The following is a 22,978-nucleotide window of genomic DNA, read 5'->3' as shown; positions in this document are numbered from 1 at the left end:
TTTTTTAAACACAGAATAAGCTTTATTCACATTGTAGTTCAGCTAGGTTAGCAAACAAGCTTAACGCGTCTGGATTAGCAAGAGCATCTTTATTGGTGACAGCAATGCCATGTATTATATTACGTACGGCTAATTCAACGATTTTACCACTGATGGTTTTGGGTATATCCGTGACAGTAATGATTTTAGCAGGTACATGTCTTGGACTGGTATTGCTGCGGATCACATGTTTAATTTTACGTATTAGCTGGCTATCCAAGACCGTGTGTTCTGATAAACGAACAAACAAGATCACCCGTACGTCATTGCGCCATTGCTGACCAACGGCGATAGACTCTTGTATTTCAGGTAGTTTTTCTACTTGCCGGTATATTTCAGCGGTGCCAATGCGTACACCTCCGGGATTTAATACGGCATCCGAACGACCATGGATGATAACGCCAACTTGATTTATTTCGATATCTTGTAATTTGTTTTTATCGGTAGTATTGGCGTCACTATTGGTGTAGCTATGATGCATTATCAGCTCGCCATAATCACCATGTGCCCAGATATTATCAAAACGACTGAAATAAGCGTGATGATATTTACGATCGCCTGGATCTTGCCAAAACCCAGTCGGCATTGAAGGGAAGGGTTGGCGACAAACCAGTTCTCCTTTCCCTTCAGTTACTTGCTTTGACTCTTCGCTATGCATGAAGGCGACATCCATACCTAAACCTAAACATTGGAGCTCACCCCGATAAACAGGCAGTGTTGGCATGCCGAGCGTGAAGCAAGAGATAATGTCGGTGCCGCCACTAATACTCGAAACACATAAATCCTTTTTAATATACTGATAAATATAATCAAAGCTTTCGTGAGATAAAGGTGACCCCGTTGATAGTAAAGTTTTTAAATGAGTCAAGTTATAGTTATCAGCGGGGCGTAATGCCGCTTTATCACAAGCGGAGTAATACTTAGCGCTGGCGCCAAATATAGAGACTTTCTCTGTGTCTGCGAGTTCAAAGAGTATCTGTTTGTGTGGATGAAATGGTGAACCATCAAATAGCACTAATGTGGCGCCTTGAGATAAACTGCTGACTAACCAATTCCACATCATCCAACCACATGTGGTGTAATAAAAAATACGATCATCGACCTGAACGTCAGTGTGCAAGGCGAGTTCTTTAACATGCTGGAGTAACGTCCCGCCCACACTGTGGACAATACATTTAGGCATGCCTGTTGTGCCAGACGAGTAGAGAATGTAAAGTGGATCTGAGAACCTGACTGCTTCAAAGCTTAATGATCGAGGGATCGTCGCGCTAAAGTGTTGCCAATGACAGTGCTTAACTGTGTCGCGATTTGTATCTGCATCTTTATCTGTCGTCGCTGTAAGGTCGGGATTATTTGATTGTTGTGCTTGTGTTACTGTGAGGTAGGGCACTATGATGAGTTTGCGTAACTCAGGTAATGCACGGGTAATGGCTGTCACTTTAGTGGTGATGTTAATGGCTTTTCCTGCGTAGTGGTAACCGTTGCAGGCGAATAATAATTTAGGGTTGATTTGGCTAAACCTATCTAGTACGCCTTGGTGGCCAAAGTCTGGCGAGCAAGATGACCAAATAGCACCGATGCTTGTCGTGGCAAGCATCGCAACAATCGCTTCACTGCTGTTGGGAAGTATAGCAGCAACACGATCACCTTTTACAATACCGAGTTCACGCATAGCACCTGCAATGCGAGTGACTTCATCGCGTAATTGCTTGTAGCTGAGCTGATTGCGGCGGCCATCTTCGCCGTGACTGATGATGGCTAATTTATTGTCGTTTTCGATTGCGCTATTGAGGGGGGCAGTCTCTGTATTTCTAGTTGAAACACTCGCCGCTATATTTTTAGGAAACAGTAGGTTTTCGGCAAAGTTTAAGGTTGAATCAGGAAACCATTGGCAGTGATAAAAGCAGTCATTAAGGACAAAAATACGGTCCAGATTAAAGCTGCCTTTAAGCTGAGAAAAACGCACTAACGAGCCCCAAAATAGCGCCGTATTACTAATACTCCATTGATGTAACTGCTGATAATGGGCAAAGGTAAGGCAGTATTCATCGGATAAAAACTGTAAATAACGGCTCATATTACTGGCGTCAATACGCGCTTGGTTTGGCGTCCAGATTGGTACCGGTACTTCTTCTATCATGAACACCTCATATTAATGATTGAAACCGTGCTTGCGCTGCGGGATAAGCTTGAGCGACTTTTGAACCATTGCTACGTTTTAAGCGTTCACTAATAAAGTTACCTACGACGATTAACTCGCTTAAATCAACACCAGATTCAATGCCTAATCCATTGAGCATATACACCACATCTTCGCTGGCGACATTACCTGAAGCACCTTGAGCATAAGGGCAGCCACCCAATCCCGCCACTGCACTGTCGATAACACTCACGCCTAATTGTAATGCGGCATAGATGTTCGCCAGTGCTTGACCATAAGTATCATGAAAATGAACAGCTAACTTATCGACTGGTACATACTGATTCACTGCGTTAATCATGGTTTTAGTGGCTTCCGGCGTACCAACTCCAACGGTATCGCCAAGGCTAATTTCATAGCAGCCCATTTGCTGTAGTTGTTGCGCGACTTTAGCGACTTTATTAATGCTGATATAACCTTCATATGGGCACCCAAGAGTACAAGATATATAACCTCGCACAGGTAAACCTGCAGCGAGAGCTTGTTTCACAAGCGGTTCAAATTGGCGTAATGAATCGGTAATAGAACAGTTTATATTTTTACGGCTAAAGCTTTCTGATGCAGAACCAAAAATAGCTATTTCATCGGCATTGGCAGAAATTGCAGCATTTAAACCGATTAAGTTAGGTGTTAATGCTGAGTAAGTTACGCCTTTAGTGCGCTTAATACGTCTAAATAGTTCACCACTATTGGCCATTTGTGGTATCCATTTGGGGGATACAAAGCTTCCCGATTCAATCATGCTTAATCCGGTATGGCTGAGCATATTAACCAGTGACACTTTATCATTTAGACTTATCGCTATTTCATTTTGCAGACCATCTCGGGGACCAACCTCAACAATTTTAACGCGTTCAGGCAGTTTATATTGATTGTTAGAGGGTTGGTTTAGCGTATTCAGCGGTAATATTGCCATCAGGCTCATTCCTTGTTATCAAGTATGGGAGAAGGGGTTAACTGTATTAATTCAGCACCATCTTCAACCATGTCACCATCTTGATAACACACTGTTATTACTGTGCCAGCTGTTGGTGCGGTTATGTTGCATTCCATCTTCATCGCTTCCATCACGACTAACGGTTCACCAGCCTCGACAACTTGATTCGGTTGACAGAGCACACTGACGATAACGCCATTCATTGGTGCAGTTATTTTTGTGTCTGCTGTAGTATTAATATTAGTTGTAGAGCTGTTATTTTGCATCGTAATCTGTTTCGCCGTTTGGCGAAATAGCAATGTAGTCTTTCCGGCATAAAACACGGTAACCTGCAATGCGGATATCACCACGGTTGCCTTTACTCTATGGCCATCAATAAATGCGCCGAGTTCATGGCCCAAGAGTTCGCCGTGAACTTGATACTCTTGCTGTTCATTAGCATGGCTATGCAGCTTAATTTGATAACCTTGAGTGAGCGTTGTCACATCTAGGCTGTATTGGTGCTGCTCTTGTGCTTGAGAGTTATTCGCTGTCGCTAATTTCACCGTGTTGGTCGCTGGTTGATTTAAACGCCAGCCTGTTGTTTGTGCCCAGGGAGAGTGATGAGCTTCGATGTCGCTATTCAATGTGTGATTAAGTGCATTAGGCTGTTTAGCTTGAAGTTGTAAGGCCAGGGCTGCTAAGAGCAACGCATAATTAATATTGTCTGGTACTACTGATAATAGCGCTGCATGGGTCTGTAGAAAATCCGTATTAAGGTTGGCCTTTTGCAGCGCAGGCACATGTGACAACTGTGTGAGAAAGCCAATGTTGGTTTTAATACCCGCGATCTTATAATTAGACAACGCGGTTTTTAATCGTGTGATCGCCAAGTCGCGAGTATGATCCCAAACAATTATCTTAGCAATCATAGGATCGTAATAGGGGCTGATTTCATCGCCCTCAATAACGCCAGTATCAATACGCACATGTTTGGATTCGATAGGTTGATTTAAAAAAGCAATGTGACCACTAGCGGGGATAAAGTCTTTGTCGGTGTCCTCGGCGTAGATACGCACTTCGATAGCATGGCCAGTGACTTTAACTTGTGTTTGAGTTAGCGGTAAGGGCGCTCCATTGGCAATATATAACTGCCATTCGACCAAATCTAATCCCGTGACCATTTCTGTGACGGGATGTTCTACTTGCAGGCGGGTGTTCATCTCCATGAAATAGAATTGACCTTGTTCATCATACAAGAACTCGACCGTGCCCGCGCCTTGATAATGAATGGCTTTAGCCGCTGCGACTGCTGTTTCTCCCATCGCGACTTGAATTGCCTGCGGTAGTGCTGGAGCTGGAGCCTCTTCGAGTACTTTTTGATGACGACGTTGAATCGAACAATCCCGCTGCGATAAGTAAATACAGTTATCGTGATTATCGCTAAATATTTGAATTTCAACATGACGAGTTTTAGTTAAGTAGCGTTCTATCAGCATATCGTCATTACCAAAACTCGCCATGGCTTCACGCTTGGTCGCGGCGAGTGCTTGGCTAAACTCTTCAGCATTATAGACAATACGCATGCCTTTACCGCCGCCACCATATACCGCTTTGAGCAGTTGGGGGTAGCCGACTTGTTGTGATTGTTGTTCTAATGTGGATTCATCTTGCGCGTCACCATGATAGCCAGGCACAAGTGGTACATTAGCGGCGGCCATTATGGATTTTGCTGCGCTCTTACTGCCCATGCTGGTAATTGCCTCAACGCTTGGGCCGATGAAGATTAATCCTTGTTGTGTACAGGCTTGGGCAAAATCTGCATTTTCGGATAAAAAACCATAACCGGGGTGGATAGCTTGGACATTGGCTTGTTGCGCTATGTCGAGTATGCGTTGGCTATTAAGGTAAGATTCTGTCGCTGAGGCAGGCCCAAGATAAAAGGCTTCGTCCGCCATTTTTACATGGCGCGCGTTGGTATCTACAGCTGAATAAATAGCAACACACTTTATGCCAAGACGCTGCGCTGTCACGATAATACGACAGGCAATTTCGCCGCGATTAGCGATCAGTATTTTATTGAAATGTGCCTTATTGAAAGATGATAGCGATGAAACCTGGTGCGACATAGCCTTATTCCTTATTTTTATTCCTTAGCCCTTAGCCCAGTGGGGTTGGCGTTTATTTAGAAATGCATCTAGCCCTTCTTGCGCTTCGCTCGTTACCCTAATTGCGGCGATACGTTGACTGGTATCTGCAATTAATGTGTCGTTGATGGCGTGGTTGTTAATATCATGAATGAGGGATTTTACTGCTTGCATTGCCGCTGGGCTGTTGTTAAGTAGGTTATCGATAAAGGGCGCTGCGAGTGAATCTAAATCATCCCCAATCTGGTGGAGTAAGCCATACTCTAAAGCTTGAGCTGCGCTAAAGAGTTCACCTGTCAGGCAATAGCGACGAGCCTGTCTTACTCCCATGGCAGTGACGACATAAGGGCTTATTACTGCTGGTATAAGGCCTATTTTCACTTCACTTAAGCAAAAGGATGTTGTTGATGTCGCCAGCGCAATATCACAGCATGCTACTAGACCAACAGCCCCACCAAAACAAGCACCTTGTAGTAGGGCTAGTGTTGGTTTAGGAAATTGATTTAATTTGTCCATCAATTTGGCTAATTGAGCCGCGTCAGCAAGGTTTTCTTGGTAACCTAATTTGGCGACATCTTTCATCCAGTTTATATCGGCACCAGCAGAGAAGTGCTGCCCTTGGGCTCTTAACAGTAAGATATGTACAGCCGGATCATGTTTTAATACGGCCAATGTGGTTAGCAGATGATGAATCGTTTCTGCATTAAAAGCATTACGTACCTTGGGGCGAGTCAGGGTGATAGTGGCGATACCGCGATCATCAATCGTCGTGTGGAAATGTTCTGCATTGATGATGTTTAACTGTTCGGATTGTTTTGTCATTCATGGATCCTAACGGTGTGGTTTAAATAAGTGACATTTTATTAAGTGATTCTTTATTAATTTCTTTTTTATTCAGTTATGTGCACTCAGCTACTTTGCTTTCAGCTACATTCTGAAAATGCCAAACTGGGTATCGGCAATCGGTGCATTTAATGCCGCAGATATTGCTAATCCTAATATTTGTCTGGTCTGAAGCGGATCGATAATACCGTCATCCCATAAACGCGCACTAGCATAATAAGGATCGCCTTGAGTTTCATACTGCTTAATGATCGGAGCTTTAAACTCGGCTTCTTCTGCATAGGTCATGGTTTTATTGTTACGGGCTAAACCGTCTTTTTTGACTTGGCTAAGCACGCTCGCGGCTTGTTCTCCTCCCATGACCGAGATCCTAGCATTTGGCCATATCCACAACAGCGTGGGGTCGTAAGCACGGCCGCACATACCATAATTACCTGCGCCGTAACTACCGCCAATAATGACCGTAAATTTAGGTACCTGTGCGCAAGACACCGCCGCCACCATTTTCGCACCGTGTTTCGCAATGCCTTCGGCTTCATATTTCTTACCGACCATAAAACCAGTGATATTTTGCAGGAAGACTAACGGGATCTTACGTTTACAACACAGCTGTATAAAGTGCGCGCCTTTTTGTGCTGATTCGGAAAATAACACGCCATTATTAGCAATAATACCGACAGGGTAGCCATGAATACGCGCAAATCCACAAACTAATGTAGATCCATAATATTGCTTAAATTCATCTAATTCAGAGTTGTCGACTATGCGCGCAATGACTTCTTTTACATCAAATTGTTTTTTTAAGTCAGTGCCGACAATACCGTATAGCTCTAAGCTATCAAAGCGTGGTGGGACGCTGGGATTAACGGTTAAATGAGCTTGCTTCACATGATTGATATTGCCGATAGCTTGACGTACGAGTTGTAATGCGTGGGCGTCATCTTCGGCATAATGATCGGCAACACCTGATATTTTACAGTGCACATCTGCGCCACCGAGTTCTTCCGCTGTGACCTCTTCACCCGTGGCCGCTTTCACTAACGGAGGGCCAGCTAGGAAGATAGTACCTTGCTGTTTTACAATAATAGATTCATCAGCCATTGCTGGTACATAGGCCCCTCCAGCTGTACATAAGCCCATTACGGAGGCTATTTGTGGAATACCTTTGGCGGACATATTCGCTTGATTAAAGAAGATGCGGCCAAAGTGGTCGCGGTCGGGAAACACTTCATCTTGGCGGGGTAAAAACGCACCGCCAGAATCAACTAAATAGATACAGGGCAGGCAGCAACGCTCAGCTATTTCTTGCGCGCGTAAGTGCTTTTTAACTGTGAGTGGATAATAAGTCCCGCCTTTAACGGTGGCATCGTTGGCGATAATCATGCATTCGATACCATTTACTCGGCCAATACCAGCAACGACACCCGCAGCGGGCACATCATCGTCATAATACTGCCAAGCGGCAAATTGCCCGAGTTCGAGTAATGGTGAACCTGTATCTAATAATGCATCAATACGCTCACGAGCGAGCATTTTTCCACGGGATAAGTGACGCTGTTGGGCTATTTCCCCACCGCCTTTTTTGACTTGTGCCACATTGCGTTCGAGTTGTTGAACAAGCGTGAGCATGGCCTGTTGCTTTGCCATAAACAGAGGTTGCTTGGTGTTTATCGAAGTTCCGATTTTAGCCATAAACGCTATCCTTTTGATTCGTTAAACAGTTCACGACCAATAAGCATTCTGCGCATTTCTGATGTACCAGCGCCAATTTCATAAAGCTTGGCATCACGTAATAAGCGGCCTGCAGGATACTCATTACTGTAGCCATTACCGCCTAATAATTGGATGGTATCAAGTGCCATTTTGGTGGCTAATTCAGCGCAATATAAGATCACTCCCGCACAATCTTTACGGCTTGCTTCACCGTTATCACAAGCACGCGCAACCGCGTAGGTATAGCATTTTGCGGCATTCATCTGGCTATACATATCCGCTATTTTAGCTTGTACGAGTTGAAACTCACCAATGGATTTTCCGAATTGTTGACGCTGGTGGATGTAGGGGACAACCAGATCCATACACGCATCCATAATGCCTAATGGACCGCCCGTTAATACAAGACGTTCATAATCAAGACCACTCATCAGTACTTGCACACCTTGGTTGAGCTGGCCAAGGATATTGTCTTTGGGTACTCGGCAGTGTTGGAATACAAGTTCACAGGTATTGGAACCACGCATGCCCAATTTATCGAGTTTTTGCGCTTGGCTAAATCCAGTAAAACCGCGTTCAACGATAAAAGCGGTAATACCATGGCTATTCAAATCAGGGGCTGTTTTGGCATAGACAATGTAGGTATTGGCCTCCGGTCCATTAGTGATCCACATTTTGTTGCCATTAAGCACATAATCATCGCCGTCTAGCACGGCACTGAGTTTCATTGACACCACGTCAGATCCAGCATTGGGTTCTGTCATTGCTAATGCCCCGACATGTTCGCCACTAATCAGTTTGGGCAGGTATGTGGATTTTTGTTGAGCGTTCCCATGGCGAAAAATTTGATTCACACACAGATTCGAATGGGCACCGTAGCTCAACCCAACCGACGCTGAAGCGCGACTTATCTCTTGCATGGCAATCACATGCGCAAGGTAGTTCATCTCAACGCCGCCATACTCCTCACCGATAGTGATACCAAGTAGTCCCATGTCACCAAACTTGCGCCACATATCTGCAGGAAATAAATTGTCTTGGTCGATTTGCGCTGCGCGTGGTGCAATTTCATCATTGGCAAACGCGGCAACGCTATCGCGTAACAGATCGATAGTTTCACCGAGGGCGAAGTTAAGTGACGAGTAGGCGTTTGGCATCTTCGTTCCTTTATTCGGAAAGTGAGGTGGATTGCTGTAACTCAGATCATGACTTAATTAGTGAATTAAGCTTGTCTTTCATTCATTTGGCTATGCATTAATTTGAGTATGGTAGTTAACGACTGGGTTGCCAATTTGATTGGTGATAAGACGCTGGCGTTATCGTGTTAGCTGTGAATATTGGTATTAGTTGAAAAATTATCGATAAAGTTTAATTTATAACCATTGTTTTAACTTTAACAATAAAATGATAAATAAAGTTATTAATGTGATGTAGATCTCTATATAATTCCGTTCCGGCCAGAACCATCGAGTTTAGCCACCTTAGTTACAAGCCGTCACCAAGGAAATGTGAACGACCCAAGGATTTGGACCAGCGTGACTGTAGCTTGCTATCAAGGTGACTCGTATGTTGTTATTGGGCGGACTGACTAGATTATTTTTTCTAAAAATGCTGTTTTTCCTCACCTTATATACCAATGCACGTAATACCCATTGCAATAAAATACTGATCACTAATCAGGTCTAAATTAATCCCGCTGGGTGTTAATTTCTCCTGCGTTTACTGCCATCTAAATTTTATTCCAATTGGTATCACACCTTCATTTTTATACATCGATTTTTAAGAACAGGATGAAATAATGCAGTTGTTAATTAGTTTAGTTGGTATTTTAGTACTTATTTTATGTGCATGCGCACTGTCAGAAAACCGTAAAGCAATCAATTGGCGTACCGTCGGTGGTGCACTATTCTTGCAAGCTGGTTTTGCTGCGATTGTACTTTACTCTTCACTTGGCCAAAGCATGCTAGGCGCGATGAGTAGTGGTGTTGCGAGCATTCTAGGTTTTGCCGATGTGGGTATTCAATTCTTATTTGGTGATTTAGCGACAGAAGGTTTTATCTTCGCGATCCGCGTATTACCGTTAGTTATCTTTATTAGTGCGCTTATTTCACTACTTTATTACATCGGTGTAATGCAGTGGGTGATTAAAGTGATTGGCGGCGGTATCCAGAAGTTTCTTGGTACAAGTCGTGTTGAATCATTAGCGGCAACTGGTAACATTTTCCTATCGCAAGGTGAATCGCCATTATTAGTTAAACCTTTCTTACCAAAAATGACACGTTCAGAATTGTTCGCAGTAATGACAGGTGGCATGGCATCGGTTGCTGGTAGTGTTCTAGGCGGTTATGCAGGCTTAGGCGTAGAGCTTAAATACCTTATTGCAGCAAGTTTCATGGCTGCTCCGGGTAGTTTGTTGATGGCAAAATTATTAGTGCCAGAACAAGAAACGGTGACTGAAGATACTAATATCGAAATGGCAAAAAGTGAACACAGTAATGCAATTGATGCACTCGCTGCTGGTGCGATGAATGGTATGAAAGTCGCTGTTGCTATCGGTACTATGTTAATTGCATTTGTGAGTGTGATTGCCATGGCTAACGCTGGTTTGGAAATGGTCGGTAACTGGATAAGTATTGAAAACTTAACACTGCAAAGTGTACTGGGTTATATCTTCTCACCACTAGCGTACATGATTGGTGTACCTGAACATGAAATGCTGATTGCTGGTTCGTTCATTGGTCAAAAAATGATTTTGAATGAATTTGTTGCTTTCATGGACTTTGCTGCAGTTAAAGAAACTATCTCTGAGCATAGCCAAGTTATTATCACGTTTGCATTGTGTGGTTTTGCTAACATTGGCTCTATCGCAATTCAAATTGGTTCTATCGGTGTAATGGCGCCAGAACGTCGTTCAGATGTTGCAAGCTTAGGCTTTAAAGCTGTATTAGCGGCAACGCTTGCTAACTTAATGAGTGCGGCATTAGCGGGTATTTTCATTAGCCTATAATGGTTTTTAAAATAACGCAGTAAGCTGAGTAATAAAATGAAAGGCCCACTTTAACGAACTGTTGAAGTGGGCCTTTTTGCTATTGACGGTTTATGAAAAACAAAATTACTTACTGTTTATGAACAATAGAGCTAATTACGCACTGTTTTATTCATCGTCATATCCTGGAAGCGGCAATACGCAATAAAGGCAAATACGCATACGTACATAGTGAATAAATAAACAATCGCTGCGATCGCAAATTCAGGTTGTTTTAGTATCGTAATAGCAATGACCACGGCGAGTACATAATTCTGAATACCAATTTCAACACAAATAGAGCGAGCTTGTTGAGTATTGAGTTTGAGTACTTTTGCAATAGTCACACCAAGCGCCATCATGACAATATTCAGTGTCAGCACGGGGGCTAAAGCCAACTCAATAATGATGTCTAAGCTTGGGTAAACTTCGGCGAACAAGATACACATCACTAATAAGATGGACGCAAAGGACAATTTAGTCGCGTATGGCTCGATTTTTTGTGCCAGCGACGATGCAAAATGGCGAAGAGTCATGCCAACGGCAACAGGTAAGATGATCAGTTTTAAAATTTGAAGCATTGATGGCAGTAGAGGTAAGTAAATCGTTTGACCTTCACCGGTTAAATTCATAAAGCCTAAGTTAATAAATAGCGGTGTGGTAAACACGACAATAATACCGCTTATTGCTGTCATCGTCACCGATAGTGCCACATCACCTTTAGCGATGTGGGTGAAAAAATTAGAAGTGGCGGCACTCGGGCAGCAAGCCAAAATGATCATGCCAATCGCAATGGGGAACGCAGGGTCATAAATTGCAATAAGTAAAAATGCGATAGCAGGTAAAGCAAGTAATTGAATCAATAGTCCAGTGATGACGGGCAGTGGTTGCGTCATAATACGCGAGAAGTCACTTAGTTTGAGTGTTAACCCCATTGTTGTCATCATGAGAATTAATGCGCCTGTTGCAATATCAGAGACATTGAACCCGCCTAGCGTTAAATTAAGTAGGTTAATAGTCGGAATATCCATCTTGATTTTAATCCCTTTAAAATAGAAAAATTAGATAATAAAATACTTCGTTAATGTTCTATAAATTATTGTATATTAATGATTAGTTAAGTATTTCCTTGATATTTACAGGGCGGATTGTATTCAAGTTGTTATTGAAAAGTAAAGTTAATTCGTATGTGTCATATTTTATCAGAATAATAATATATAATTGTTTATAGGTTTGAGCATACTTAAAATATTACAAGGTCTTTACTATGAAGAAAAATCTCATTATTTTATTATTTACTGCATTCTCTACGGCATTGTTATCTGGTTGTGCAGGTCTTGGTGCTGCAACCGTCGGTGCTGTGATGTACTACAAAAGTCAAAGTCATGAAGTGGCAACAGTCGATATAAAAGCACCTGCGAGTAATGTCTACCAGACAGCGCTTAAAGTTGTAAACAGTAATGAAAACGTCGATATAGTAAAGCAAGATGATGCTGCTATGTTGTTAGATATTAATCAGGCTGATACCGCTGCTTCGATTAAGATCGCGAAAGTGAGCCGTGGCCTTTCTCAATTAACGATTAGTGCTGACAGTAGCGGAGACGAAAATAATGCCAGCAGCCGCGTTCTTGATGGTGTATTTAGGATCTGCAAAGAGCTGAATGTTGAATGCCAATTAAGTGAATAACGAAGTAATTAAGTAAACAATAAGTTTTAATAAAGATACATATAGAAAAATTCAACTCCAGTGTTCATAATGCGCATTTATATGGGATATTGAGAGTTGAAATGAAAAGATTGTGTTGTGTATTATTAATGATAACTACGTTGAGCGCTTGCGCTGTTTTTCCGACAACCCGCACTTATTTCAAACCGATGAATGCGAATAACGACAGTGAACTGGCTAAAAGTCAAAGCTGTGGTTATCACAAAGCTAAATATGACGGCCTTACTAAAACGCTTGCTGATACTGATATCTCAATCTTTCCACATTGGGAAGAAGGCGTATTATTAAGCGCGACCGTTTATTTACAAACAGCAGACTTTGGGCATGAGCTCACTCCTGACAATGTTAATATGTCAGTTAATGACGGTGCAGATGTGTTACTGCCGATGGCTGTGTCTTTACAGCATCGTAGAGCGACTGACGAAGGGGATAAAGAATCGATTTGGTATCAGGTTGAATTTAATATACCTGTTGATGAGATTGATACGATGCGTTTCAATTATGTTGATAAACAAGGCGCTGCAGAGTTTGAATTTAAGAAAGTGAAGCAGTCAGACATTTATTACGCATCAATAAACTGCTGATAAATGAATAACTAAACCATTAATTAACAAGTTATGAGTAGTCAATAACATAAAACGAGTTATGTATGCTTAGTGTTAACCACTACTCACAATCTTAATGTTGATATTTAATACCATCATTACCGTCATTGTTGAACCAACGAACTGGAATCTTACAAATGCTTACAAAACTCAAATGATAATAATTATCATTTGAGTTTCATTTTGTCTAGAATGTGCCTTTACAAACCTTATAGACAAATGAAATGCGCATTAACACAACATTCAAACTTAATACTACATTTACACTTAATAACTTATTTAAATTTAATGCCGTCGCACTGGCGGTTATTTCTAGCTTAAATGTTTCAGCTGCAGCGCAATCAGAGCAAAATGTGACAACGATTGTCGCGAATGACTCTGAACGTGCTATTACGGTAGACCAACCGGGTAAATCGTTAATTACCAGAGAACAAATTGAAGAGCAACAAGCCAATAATGTAGCCGAAATACTCGATACTATTCCAGGTGTTACCATTGATGGCGGTGCGCGCCAGGGTGGTGAACGTATTAATATTCGTGGCTTTTCTGCAACTGAAGATCTGGCCTTCTATGTTGACGGTGCGCCCATTGGCTTTCAGCAATACCGTTATGGTAGCTTCTTCTTTGATCCGAGTATGATTGGCGAAGTTGAAGTGACCAAAGGTGCACATGATTATAAAACCGGTAACGGTGGCACTGGTGGTACGATCCGCGTTAAAACGAAAAATGCTGAAGATCTGTTGCGTGAAGGTGAAAGCTTCGGTGTTCGTGTACAAGCAGGTTTTAACAGCGGTGATAATAATCAGCGTTACAATGTGACTGCTTACGGTAAAACAGGCGGTTTTCAATACTTGGTTAATGGTATTACGAGAAATACCGAAGATATGACCGACGGTAATGGCAATACGGTAAAATTTTCGGGTTCAGAGCAAAAAAACTGGTTAGCTAAAATGAGTTATGAGGTTGGTGCACATCGTGTTGCATTCAGTCACAGCGAATTTTTTGATGAAGGGCGTAAACCATGGGCAACACGCCGTGGAACTATGCCTGAAATAAAACAACGCCATATCGATAAATACGGCTCGGTAGAAAGGGCGCAGCTGGCTTATACGGTTTATAACAAATATTCCAATAATGTCACCACGGCAAATTATCGCTATAACCCAATTAGTGCGCTTGTTGATGTTGATTTAACCTTGTCAGTTTCGGAAAATAAACGTCACTGGGAACGCCCCGATTTTACCTGGAATAAGTACAATCCTGACGGTAGCAAAAATAAAAGCTACATGTATGTAAACCCTGGTTCATACGGGCATGCTTCAGACCTTGAATATGAGCGTCATTTTGCTGATTTGAATAATACTGCGCAATTAGGTGATCATACGATCACGGCAGGCTTACAGTATCAATACCAAGATCGTGATTCACTGGTAAGCAACCGCACTTATGCAACGAAAGCATCGAAAAATTTTGGTATTTACACGCCTTATTATGAGCCGTCTGGTACTCAGTCAACTTACTCATTTTATATCGCTGACGGTTATCAAATTACCGATGATTTATTAATCAGCCCCTCAATTCGTTATGACTATGTGCGTAGCGAAGGTAAAGGAAATTTAGCCAGTGACTACAATGATCCTACGGTAGGGCATGATTATAGTGCGGTGTCGCACGATGGCTGGAGTCCTCGAATTGAGTTAGATTATTATGTTACCGATAACACAAGTTTGAACGTGGCGTATGCCTATGCGTTCCAAGCGCCAACCATTGATGATATTTACTCCGTTCAATATGCTAAAGCGGGTGGCGCCAAAGCGACGAGTCGTGACCTTGATGCCGAGCGTGTACATGCGTTTAGCACAAGTTTAACCAATCATACAGTGGGTGTTTTTACGCATAACGATCAATTCGCAGGTCAAATAACAGGCTTTTATAATGAGGTCGAAAATGATATTGGTCAGCGTATGAAAGCCAAAAGGGTGGATGGTACTCAGCAAGGTTGGCGTGTAAACCTCGATGGTTTTAAAACCTACGGCTTTGAGCTGATGGGGCAATATCGCCTTAATGGTTTTTATGCTAATTCATCATTGGTGAGTATCCAAGGTAAACATAATGGTTCATGGAAAGATGCCACTGGTCCTGATGATCATGTACCGGGTATACCACCATTGAATATTAATGTTGGACTAGGTTATGAATGGATTAGAGGGTTAACAACCGGTTGGGACTTACGTTGGTATGATGCACAAGATGATGTGCCAACAACGAGTTATGTTGTTAACACTGCAAGTGAGTCGTATACATTGCAAGATATTTATGTGAAATGGCAACCGTTGAAAGATAAAGAGCAGTTAACAATGAGATTAACGCTTAAGAACTTGACCGATCGCTATTACGAACCTTATCTATCTAATGGTGTTGCGGCAGCGGGTCGGGAGGTCCGTGCGAATGTCGCTTATACGTTTTAATCAGGTTTAAATATCATTGATATAATGACGGTAAATAACGCAGTGTTGTAAATCACCTGATACTTTCTTATGCAATAATAAGTGAATATAATTACTTTCATTTATTATTGCTGCTAGGTGGTTTTTAACCTTTTCTTTTGTCTGGGTTTTGGCCATTTTATAGATATTGGCATATAATTATATTCCATAAAGTAAGGTATTATATTCTCTTACTTTTTACCTAACTGCGCCATGAAATTGAAGTTATTTCTACCATACTTCTATAGTGATAAATGAGTGGAAACTGGTTGTCGCGGTACAAGTTGAAGGTAGGGATACGATGCAATTTATAAATAATTTTAGAGGGATTGCAATTCTATTAATTATGTTAATTCATGCGATTGGCACGATTAATAATGATGGCTCACCGGTGTTGTATGCTCTTGAATTATTACTTGATAATACCACTATATTATTTGTAGTTGTGGCAGGTTATCTATTTTCATCGTTATCGACCAATTTTAATTATGTTGATTACTTAAAACATAAATTTAAAATTGTTATTATCCCTTATTTTTTCGTTTCCATTCCAGCTATTGTTATTTATATGTCAGGGCTTAAAAACACCCATTTTTGGCTTGATATTAATTGGTTACATAGTTTAGGTCCAGTATATCAATATCTGTATTTTATGCTGTCAGGGGCACATCTCGTCACACTGTGGTTTATTCCCATGATCATTCCACTTTATATTTTCAGCCCTAGCTTTCTATATATTAAAAATAAGCAGTTATTAGGTATTTTTTTTATACTGTCGTTAATACCTGCATTGTGGTTTGGACGCCCTGATTTTAGTGTGAATAACGTAATTTGGACGGTGTATTTTTTACCAACCTACTTATTGGGTATGTTACTTTGGCAGCGACCGAATATTTATGAAATGCTAACAAAGTATAGTGGCATAATATTAGTCGGTTATATCATTATTTATCTTTCATTATCATGGGATGGCGCATTTAATACATCAGTCGATTTATTGTGGAAAATGGCGTTGTCGGTGATCTTGATAGCATTTACAAAACGCTATTTATCTAAGAAAAATAAATGTCTCAATATGTTCGCGCGTTTAAGTTTTTATTTATATTTTGTGCACGGCTATTTTATATCGACCATCCGGATAGTATATAACCAATACCTTAGTGTTGAAGTGACGGGGTTATTTGCTGCATCAGTAAGTTTTGCAATGACACTTTTTCTGTCGTTATCTTCATTTGTGATCATTAAGATGATTTTAAAACAGAGATCTAAATTGTTTATCGGATTATGACCTAATTATTTTTAGAAGTAGGCGGTGTGTATGTTCTTTAATGACTTAGACCGATTTCAAGATAATATTGCAGTCATTGATGCAGTCAGTGGTGAGCGCATAACCTACACGGAACTTGAGCATCAAGCTAATGTACTATCCCTGCAACTCGGAAATAACAAAGAATTAGTATTTATTGAATCAAAAAATACGATCTTGTCGGTGGTTAGCTATTTAGCTTGCTTGAAAAGTAATAAAGTTGTTTACCTTATGGATAACTTTAGTAGTGATAAATCGATTGAACTTATTAATAGTTATAACCCTAATCTGCTTATAAATGGGCTTGGGGAAATTCAGCAGCACTCACAGTGCAATTATCAGTTACATTCAAATTTAACTCTGTTGCTGTCGACATCTGGCACAACGGGAACCCCAAAATTCGTCAAGCTAAGTGCTACTAATATCCAGTCAAATACGGAGTCGATAGTCGAGTACTTAAATTTGACTGAAAATGATATTGCTCTAGCTCATCTAAAATTACATTATGCGTATGGTTTATCTATTTTACAATCTCACTTACAAGCTGGCGCATGTACCGTTTTTACCGCTCACTGCGTATTAGATACAGGGTTTTGGCATGACTTAGAGACATATTCTGCGACCAGTTTTGCAGGTGTACCTTATACTTTTGAAGCTTTGTTAAAGACCAATTTTGATTTTAAAACATACCCTACTTTACGCTATGTCACGCAAGCAGGCGGTAAGCTAGAAGGTTTTTTAGTCAAAGAATATGCATTACAAGCGCAAGCTAATGGGGTCGATTTTTTTGTCATGTATGGGCAGACTGAAGCCTCGCCGAGGATCTCTTACTTGCCACCACATCTGACTGTCGATTTTCCAAATTCCATCGGCCGCGCTATTCCGCAGGGCGAACTCTATATTGTTGATGGAGAAGGTAACGAGATTAAAGCGCTAGATAAATCAGGTGAGCTTGTTTACCGTGGTAATAACGTGATGATGGGCTATGCCAACTCAGTCGCAGGTTTAGCTGACGATGAGACACCTGATGTGTTATTTACAGGTGATATTGCTTGTAGAACGTATCATGATCTTTTTTATTTAGTCGGCCGTACTAAACGATTTGTAAAACTATTTGGATTACGAATTAATCTCGATGATGTGCAAAGCTTCGTTAAAACCGATTATCCGCAAAGTGCAGTGACGGGTAATGATAAGGCGATTGTTATTGCCTTGGAATCAGGCCATGGTGATGTCGATAAAACTCAGTTACTGACACGATTAAGCTGCTATTATTCATTACCACGTGATAAATTCATCATCACTCTATTTGATGATATTCCATTACTCTCTAATGGGAAATATGATTTTATGACGATTGCAAATCATGCCGATAAAAAGCCTACCGTTGGTTTTTTTAAGCGTACCTTATGTTCTATTTCAAATATTTTAGAGTTAAATGAGAAAGAATGGGAGAGTATTAGCCACTTATTTATTGAAGCATTAAATTTAACTGAACTATCTCCCGACGAAAATTTCCATAGTTTAAACGCTGACTCATTATCTTTTGTCTATTTATCTATTGAACTAGAGCATTGTTTAAGAAACGAATTACCTGAGCATTGGCAGCGATGTAGTGTTGCAGAGCTAGAGCAAATTTATACAAGCGTACGGTTTAGTGGATAGGCGGTTTAATGTTATGTAAATAGCAAATTTTATGATTACATAAATAAATATTAATGCTTCTTTATCTATCATTGTTGTTGCATGTGAGTTAAGTCAAGGTTTAACTGTTGTTAAATGCACCTCTATGGGGTTAGCTCTAATTCCATTGATTTAGATCAATTTTTTAGTTTTCCAGTACGTTAGTATCCGCGTGATTAATCTAATCAAGGAGGCTATGTTGGTTAACACGTTTAAAACCCTAGTTAAATTCATGTTGGGAAGTATCAGGGATCTTGCTCCCATTATTATTGTCATCTTATTCTTTCAGTTAGTGGTTATTCAACAACCATTACCGAATGTCAGTCAGCTGCTTATTGGCGTGCTGTTTGTACTGCTAGGACTAACCTTCTTTATTCATGGCCTGGAACAAGGCTTATTTCCTATTGGCGAATCAATGGCGCATGCGTTTGCGCGTAAAGGTAGCGTTGGCTGGCTATTAACTTTTGCTTTTTGCTTGGGTTTTGGTACCACGGTAGCCGAACCCGCACTCATTGCTGTTGCCGCCGAGGCCGCACGAGTTGCTGCTAGTGGTGATCTTATTGGTACAACGCAAATTGCGATGGATGACTATGCACAAGGCTTAAGAATGAGTGTTGCGCTGAGTGTCGGTATTGCAATTGCGCTTGGTGTATTGCGTATTATCAAAGGCTGGCCGTTACAGTGGTTCATTATTGGCGGGTATGTACTGGTGGTGATCATGACGATGTTTGCGCCACCTGAGATTATCGGTATTGCGTATGATTCGGGCGGTGTAACCACGTCGACGATTACAGTACCGCTGGTCACTGCACTGGGTGTTGGTCTTGCTTCATCTATTAAAGGCAGAAACCCGATGATTGACGGTTTTGGTCTGATCGCGTTAGCGTCGCTTAACCCGATGATTTTTGTAATGGCTTATGGAATGGTGATGCTATGACCTTTATTGATATGTTAAATCAAATAGGGTCGACGATTGCGGCCACATTTCATGATGTGTTGCCCATTGCGGCTATATTATTTGGTTTTCAATTTGCTGTTATTCGTAAACCGCTGCCGAATTTGGGCAAAGTGCTAATGGGTTTCTTATGGGTGCTTTTAGGCTTGTCGCTGTTTTTAATTGGCTTAGAGTGGGCGTTATTTCCACTGGGCCGGCTAATGGCGCAGCAGTTGACGGATCCCGCGTTTATAGCGGGAGTGAATAATGTTGAAATCGTTACAGAAACAGTGCGAGAGCTGGTTTGGACTGATTATTATTGGGTTTACCTTTTCGCTTTCTTAATTGGTTTCGCGACCACTATCGCTGAACCGTCGTTAATTGCGGTCGCGATTAAAGCCAATGAGGTATCGGGCGGCGCTATCGGTGTGTGGGGTTTACGTCTCTCTGTGGCGCTTGGTGTTGCAATTGGTATCTCACTGGGTTGCTATCGTATTGTTGTCGGCGACCCTATCCATTGGTACATCATGGCTGGCTATGTGGTGGTCGTATTACAAACCCTAGTGGCACCTAAATTGATAATCCCATTGGCCTATGATTCTGGCGGTGTAACAACCTCGACTGTGACCGTTCCTTTAGTTGCGGCGTTGGGACTTGGATTAGCTGAAACTGTACCTGGTCGTAATCCTATTATTGATGGCTTTGGTCTTATTGCCTTTGCGAGTTTATTCCCGATCATGTCGGTGATGGCATACGCACAAATATCGCAGTGGATCAGTACGCGAGATAAAAACGTGGCAACAGATTAACTGGTAAGCAGTGACGAGTTATAGCTGTAACGAGCGTAATCGTAATAAAAAATCACAGTAAAATTTTTGAATTGTTGGAGAATTAAATGCATTTTAAATTAATCGTTGCCTTTGTAGAGGCTGGCATTACTGACGGTATCATGGATGCAGCGCGCAGTGCGGGGGCGACAGGTGCCACTATTATTAACAACGCCAGAGGTGAAGGCCTTAAGCAATCGAAAACCTTTTTTGGATTAACGCTAGAAACTCAGCGTGATGTTTTACTTTTTATTGTCGAAGAGCATTTAAGCCGACATATTTTAGAAGAAATTAACAAAGTCGGTCAGTTTGATGAAAAGCCGGGTTCAGGTATTGCAGTACAAATCGATGTAGAAGATGCTGTTGGTGTTAATCATCAAATTAGTCAATTAACGAAAGCTGTGGAGAACGAACTGTGAGTAAAGTAGTAATTAAAGCTAATGCGGTAATGACACAAAACTATATTTGCATGGACGGAATGCAAACGGTTCGTGAAGCTATTACAGCAATGAAAGAACATGATACTAAGGTTATTATTGTTAACAAGCGTGACCAGCATGACGCATATGGTATTTTGGTACTGTCAGATATCGCTAAACAAGTATTGGCGAAAGACCGTTCACCCGATCGCGTTAACATTTATGAAATCATGGCCAAGCCAATTGTCTCGGTACCGCCAGAAATGGACATTCGTTACTGTGCACGTTTGTTTGAACGCTTTAGCTTTTCACATACACCTGTGATTGAAAATGAAGAAATCCTGGGATTAGTAGGTTATAAGGAATTGATTTTACACGAGCTATAACAGGCATGAACGGTAGATAAAAACATAGATTGTAGCTAAGAAAGAGTGTAGATAATAAAAAGGCAGCTAGTTGGAATGTATCCAGTAGCTGCCTTTTTTATAATGCTCTCTTTAATACTTTTTGTAATACCAGCTTAACGCTAGATTATGACGCTAATACTAAAATGATTAGTGCAGGGCATACAACGCGTACATACCAAGGCCAGATCTTCCAGAATAAACCTTGTTCAAGTTCTGGGTTACCTTGTTTGATTTCAGTTAGCAGTTGATCACGACGCCACACCCAACCGACAAGTAATGCAAAGATTAACGCTAAGATAGGTTGTGCATAAACAGTCGTTGCTGTAATTACTAAGCCAAATAAATCGCCGAAGTTAAATACGATGATTGCTGATACTAACGTAATGATACCGCCAATCCACCAAACAACAGTATTACGTTCTTTGTTTAACTCTTCCATTGCACATGATACTGGTACTTCTAACATCGAGATCGATGAGGTTAACGCCGCAATAACCATAAGTATGAAGAATAAGATGCTGATGATAATACCAGTGCTACCCATAGTATCGAACATTGCAGGCAATACCGTAAATACTAATGTATCAGAGCTTAATAATGCGCCTGAAGCATCGTATATTTCAACACCGTTATTTTGAGCAACGAACATTGCCGGCAGAATCAATAGACCCGCAGCGAATGCAACACCCGTATCAATCAAGGCAACTTGTGCTGCTGTTTTTGGAATGTTGGTATTCTTGCTTAGGTATGAACCGTAAACCATCATTGTGCATACACCCAAAGACAATGAGAAGAATGCTTGACCCATCGCGCTGATCACTAAGTCTGAACTTAAATGTGAGAAATCAGGAATAAGGTACATAGCCAGGCCTTCGCTTGCGCCATCTTGCGTTAAGATGTAAGCAGTCATTAGACCAAATAATACGAATAACATCGGCATTAAGCGAGATGACCAACGTTCGATACCATCGGTAACACCACTTCTCACTACGCGTATAGTAATGAACATAAACAATATCATCATCACTAGGTTACGTTCAGTGCTGAATGATTCAATCCAGGTCGCAGCGCTTTCAAGGCCAAGTAATGAGAAGATAGGGGCAAATAATGAACCTAGCAACCAACCCGCAACAATACCGTAGAAACTTAAGATTAACGATACTGCAACCATGCCTGCGATACCTAAGCCCGCCGCCGCCATTTTTTGTTTTGGCCAGATTGACTGGATTGATTTGATCGGGTTTGCTTGACCATGACGACCAATCGTTAACTCAGCAACTAATAATGGATATGCTAAAACAAATACCATTAATAGATAAACAAGTAAAAAGACTGCGCCGCCATTACTTGCTGCCTGTGTTGGGAAGCCCCAAATATTACCTACACCAACTGCAGAACCTGCTGCAGCCATGATGAAGCCGAATTTAGACGAAAACTGTGCTCTTGAACCTGTTGCCATTATTTTATTCCAACGTATATCTTGTCGAGTTAGTGAATAATTTTACTGAGCATATACCGATATAAGCGTGTAAACTTATGTGTACACTCAGTTGAAATTAGATTTTGATTAGATTGATGACAAGTAGAACAGTTTTATCGTATTATTAAAAGCCCGGAGGGCGTATATTTTACTTTTGAATTTGTAGTTAGTGCATTATTCAAACAATGTTGATACTAATGGCGTAAAATATCCTCTAAATTA

General features: G+C 41.2%; 18 protein-coding genes. 10 read left to right on the top strand and 8 right to left on the bottom strand.

Features of this window, described 5'->3' with window-relative positions:
• Positions 1-22 precede the first annotated feature (22 nt).
• The 6 genes from JFU56_RS01775 to JFU56_RS01750 all read right to left on the bottom strand — a co-directional run bounded on the left by JFU56_RS01775 (position 23) and on the right by JFU56_RS01750 (position 9,015).
• Complete coding sequence (locus tag JFU56_RS01775) at positions 23-2,179, bottom strand: acetoacetate--CoA ligase (RefSeq protein WP_198435566.1); 2,157 nt, start codon at positions 2,177-2,179, stop codon at positions 23-25.
• Positions 2,180-2,186: 7 nt separating this feature from the next.
• Entirely contained in the window at positions 2,187-3,155 is a 969-nt protein-coding gene (locus JFU56_RS01770; RefSeq protein ID WP_198435565.1) for a hydroxymethylglutaryl-CoA lyase, read from the bottom strand.
• A 5-nt stretch (positions 3,156-3,160) separates the two neighbouring features.
• The gene (locus JFU56_RS01765) at positions 3,161-5,284 is read right to left on the bottom strand and encodes an acetyl/propionyl/methylcrotonyl-CoA carboxylase subunit alpha (RefSeq protein ID WP_198435564.1); all 2,124 of its coding nucleotides are present in this window, start codon (positions 5,282-5,284) and stop codon (positions 3,161-3,163) included.
• Positions 5,285-5,308: 24 nt separating this feature from the next.
• Entirely contained in the window at positions 5,309-6,124 is an 816-nt protein-coding gene (locus tag JFU56_RS01760) for an enoyl-CoA hydratase-related protein (RefSeq protein ID WP_198435563.1), read from the bottom strand.
• Between the two features lie 105 nt (positions 6,125-6,229).
• The gene (locus tag JFU56_RS01755; RefSeq protein WP_198435562.1) at positions 6,230-7,837 is read right to left on the bottom strand and encodes a carboxyl transferase domain-containing protein; all 1,608 of its coding nucleotides are present in this window, start codon (positions 7,835-7,837) and stop codon (positions 6,230-6,232) included.
• A gap of 5 nt (positions 7,838-7,842) precedes the next feature.
• Entirely contained in the window at positions 7,843-9,015 is a 1,173-nt protein-coding gene (locus tag JFU56_RS01750; RefSeq protein WP_198435561.1) for an isovaleryl-CoA dehydrogenase, read from the bottom strand.
• A gap of 641 nt (positions 9,016-9,656) precedes the next feature.
• Between JFU56_RS01750 and JFU56_RS01745 the strand changes: the two genes are divergently transcribed.
• On the top strand, positions 9,657-10,865 hold the full coding sequence (locus JFU56_RS01745; protein WP_198435560.1) for a NupC/NupG family nucleoside CNT transporter: 1,209 nt from the start codon (positions 9,657-9,659) through the stop codon (positions 10,863-10,865).
• A 131-nt stretch (positions 10,866-10,996) separates the two neighbouring features.
• Here JFU56_RS01745 and JFU56_RS01740 read toward each other — a convergent pair whose 3' ends face one another.
• Positions 10,997-11,914: a bile acid:sodium symporter family protein gene (locus tag JFU56_RS01740; RefSeq protein WP_198435559.1), complete on the bottom strand. Its 918-nt coding sequence runs from the start codon at positions 11,912-11,914 to the stop codon at positions 10,997-10,999.
• A gap of 236 nt (positions 11,915-12,150) precedes the next feature.
• On the opposite strand from JFU56_RS01740, the gene JFU56_RS01735 reads away from it, so the two are divergent.
• From JFU56_RS01735 to JFU56_RS01695, 9 genes are all read left to right on the top strand, one after another.
• A complete protein-coding gene (locus JFU56_RS01735; protein ID WP_198435558.1) occupies positions 12,151-12,570 on the top strand; it encodes a DUF3568 family protein in 420 nt (139 codons plus the stop codon).
• A 101-nt stretch (positions 12,571-12,671) separates the two neighbouring features.
• The gene (locus JFU56_RS01730) at positions 12,672-13,193 is read left to right on the top strand and encodes a hypothetical protein (RefSeq protein ID WP_198435557.1); all 522 of its coding nucleotides are present in this window, start codon (positions 12,672-12,674) and stop codon (positions 13,191-13,193) included.
• Positions 13,194-13,438: 245 nt separating this feature from the next.
• A complete protein-coding gene (locus tag JFU56_RS01725) occupies positions 13,439-15,682 on the top strand; it encodes a TonB-dependent receptor domain-containing protein (protein WP_198435556.1) in 2,244 nt (747 codons plus the stop codon).
• A gap of 319 nt (positions 15,683-16,001) precedes the next feature.
• Positions 16,002-16,988 carry an acyltransferase gene (locus tag JFU56_RS01720; protein ID WP_198435555.1) on the top strand — a complete coding sequence of 329 codons (987 nt, stop codon included), beginning with the start codon at positions 16,002-16,004 and terminating at the stop codon, positions 16,986-16,988.
• Between the two features lie 30 nt (positions 16,989-17,018).
• Positions 17,019-18,671, top strand: a complete 1,653-nt coding sequence (locus tag JFU56_RS01715) for an AMP-binding protein (protein WP_198435554.1) — start codon at positions 17,019-17,021, stop codon at positions 18,669-18,671.
• 214 nt (positions 18,672-18,885) lie between these two features.
• The gene (locus JFU56_RS01710; RefSeq protein WP_198435553.1) at positions 18,886-19,626 is read left to right on the top strand and encodes a DUF1538 domain-containing protein; all 741 of its coding nucleotides are present in this window, start codon (positions 18,886-18,888) and stop codon (positions 19,624-19,626) included.
• Positions 19,623-20,432 carry a DUF1538 domain-containing protein gene (locus tag JFU56_RS01705; protein WP_198435552.1) on the top strand — a complete coding sequence of 270 codons (810 nt, stop codon included), beginning with the start codon at positions 19,623-19,625 and terminating at the stop codon, positions 20,430-20,432. The genes JFU56_RS01710 and JFU56_RS01705 overlap by 4 nt, the downstream gene beginning before the upstream one ends.
• 86 nt (positions 20,433-20,518) lie before the next feature.
• On the top strand, positions 20,519-20,869 hold the full coding sequence (locus JFU56_RS01700) for a P-II family nitrogen regulator (protein ID WP_198435551.1): 351 nt from the start codon (positions 20,519-20,521) through the stop codon (positions 20,867-20,869).
• Entirely contained in the window at positions 20,866-21,255 is a 390-nt protein-coding gene (locus JFU56_RS01695; RefSeq protein WP_198435550.1) for a CBS domain-containing protein, read from the top strand. The genes JFU56_RS01700 and JFU56_RS01695 overlap by 4 nt, the downstream gene beginning before the upstream one ends.
• 145 nt (positions 21,256-21,400) lie before the next feature.
• On the opposite strand, the gene JFU56_RS01690 is transcribed toward JFU56_RS01695, so the two are convergent.
• Entirely contained in the window at positions 21,401-22,735 is a 1,335-nt protein-coding gene (locus JFU56_RS01690; RefSeq protein ID WP_198435549.1) for a sodium-dependent transporter, read from the bottom strand.
• Positions 22,736-22,978 lie beyond the last annotated feature (243 nt).

It is taken from the genome of Moritella sp. F3 (genome assembly GCF_015082335.1).
Lineage (GTDB): Bacteria > Pseudomonadota > Gammaproteobacteria > Enterobacterales > Moritellaceae > Moritella.
The sequence above is the reverse complement of the archived record's forward strand: the minus strand, read 5'-3'. Positions and strand labels throughout refer to the sequence as shown.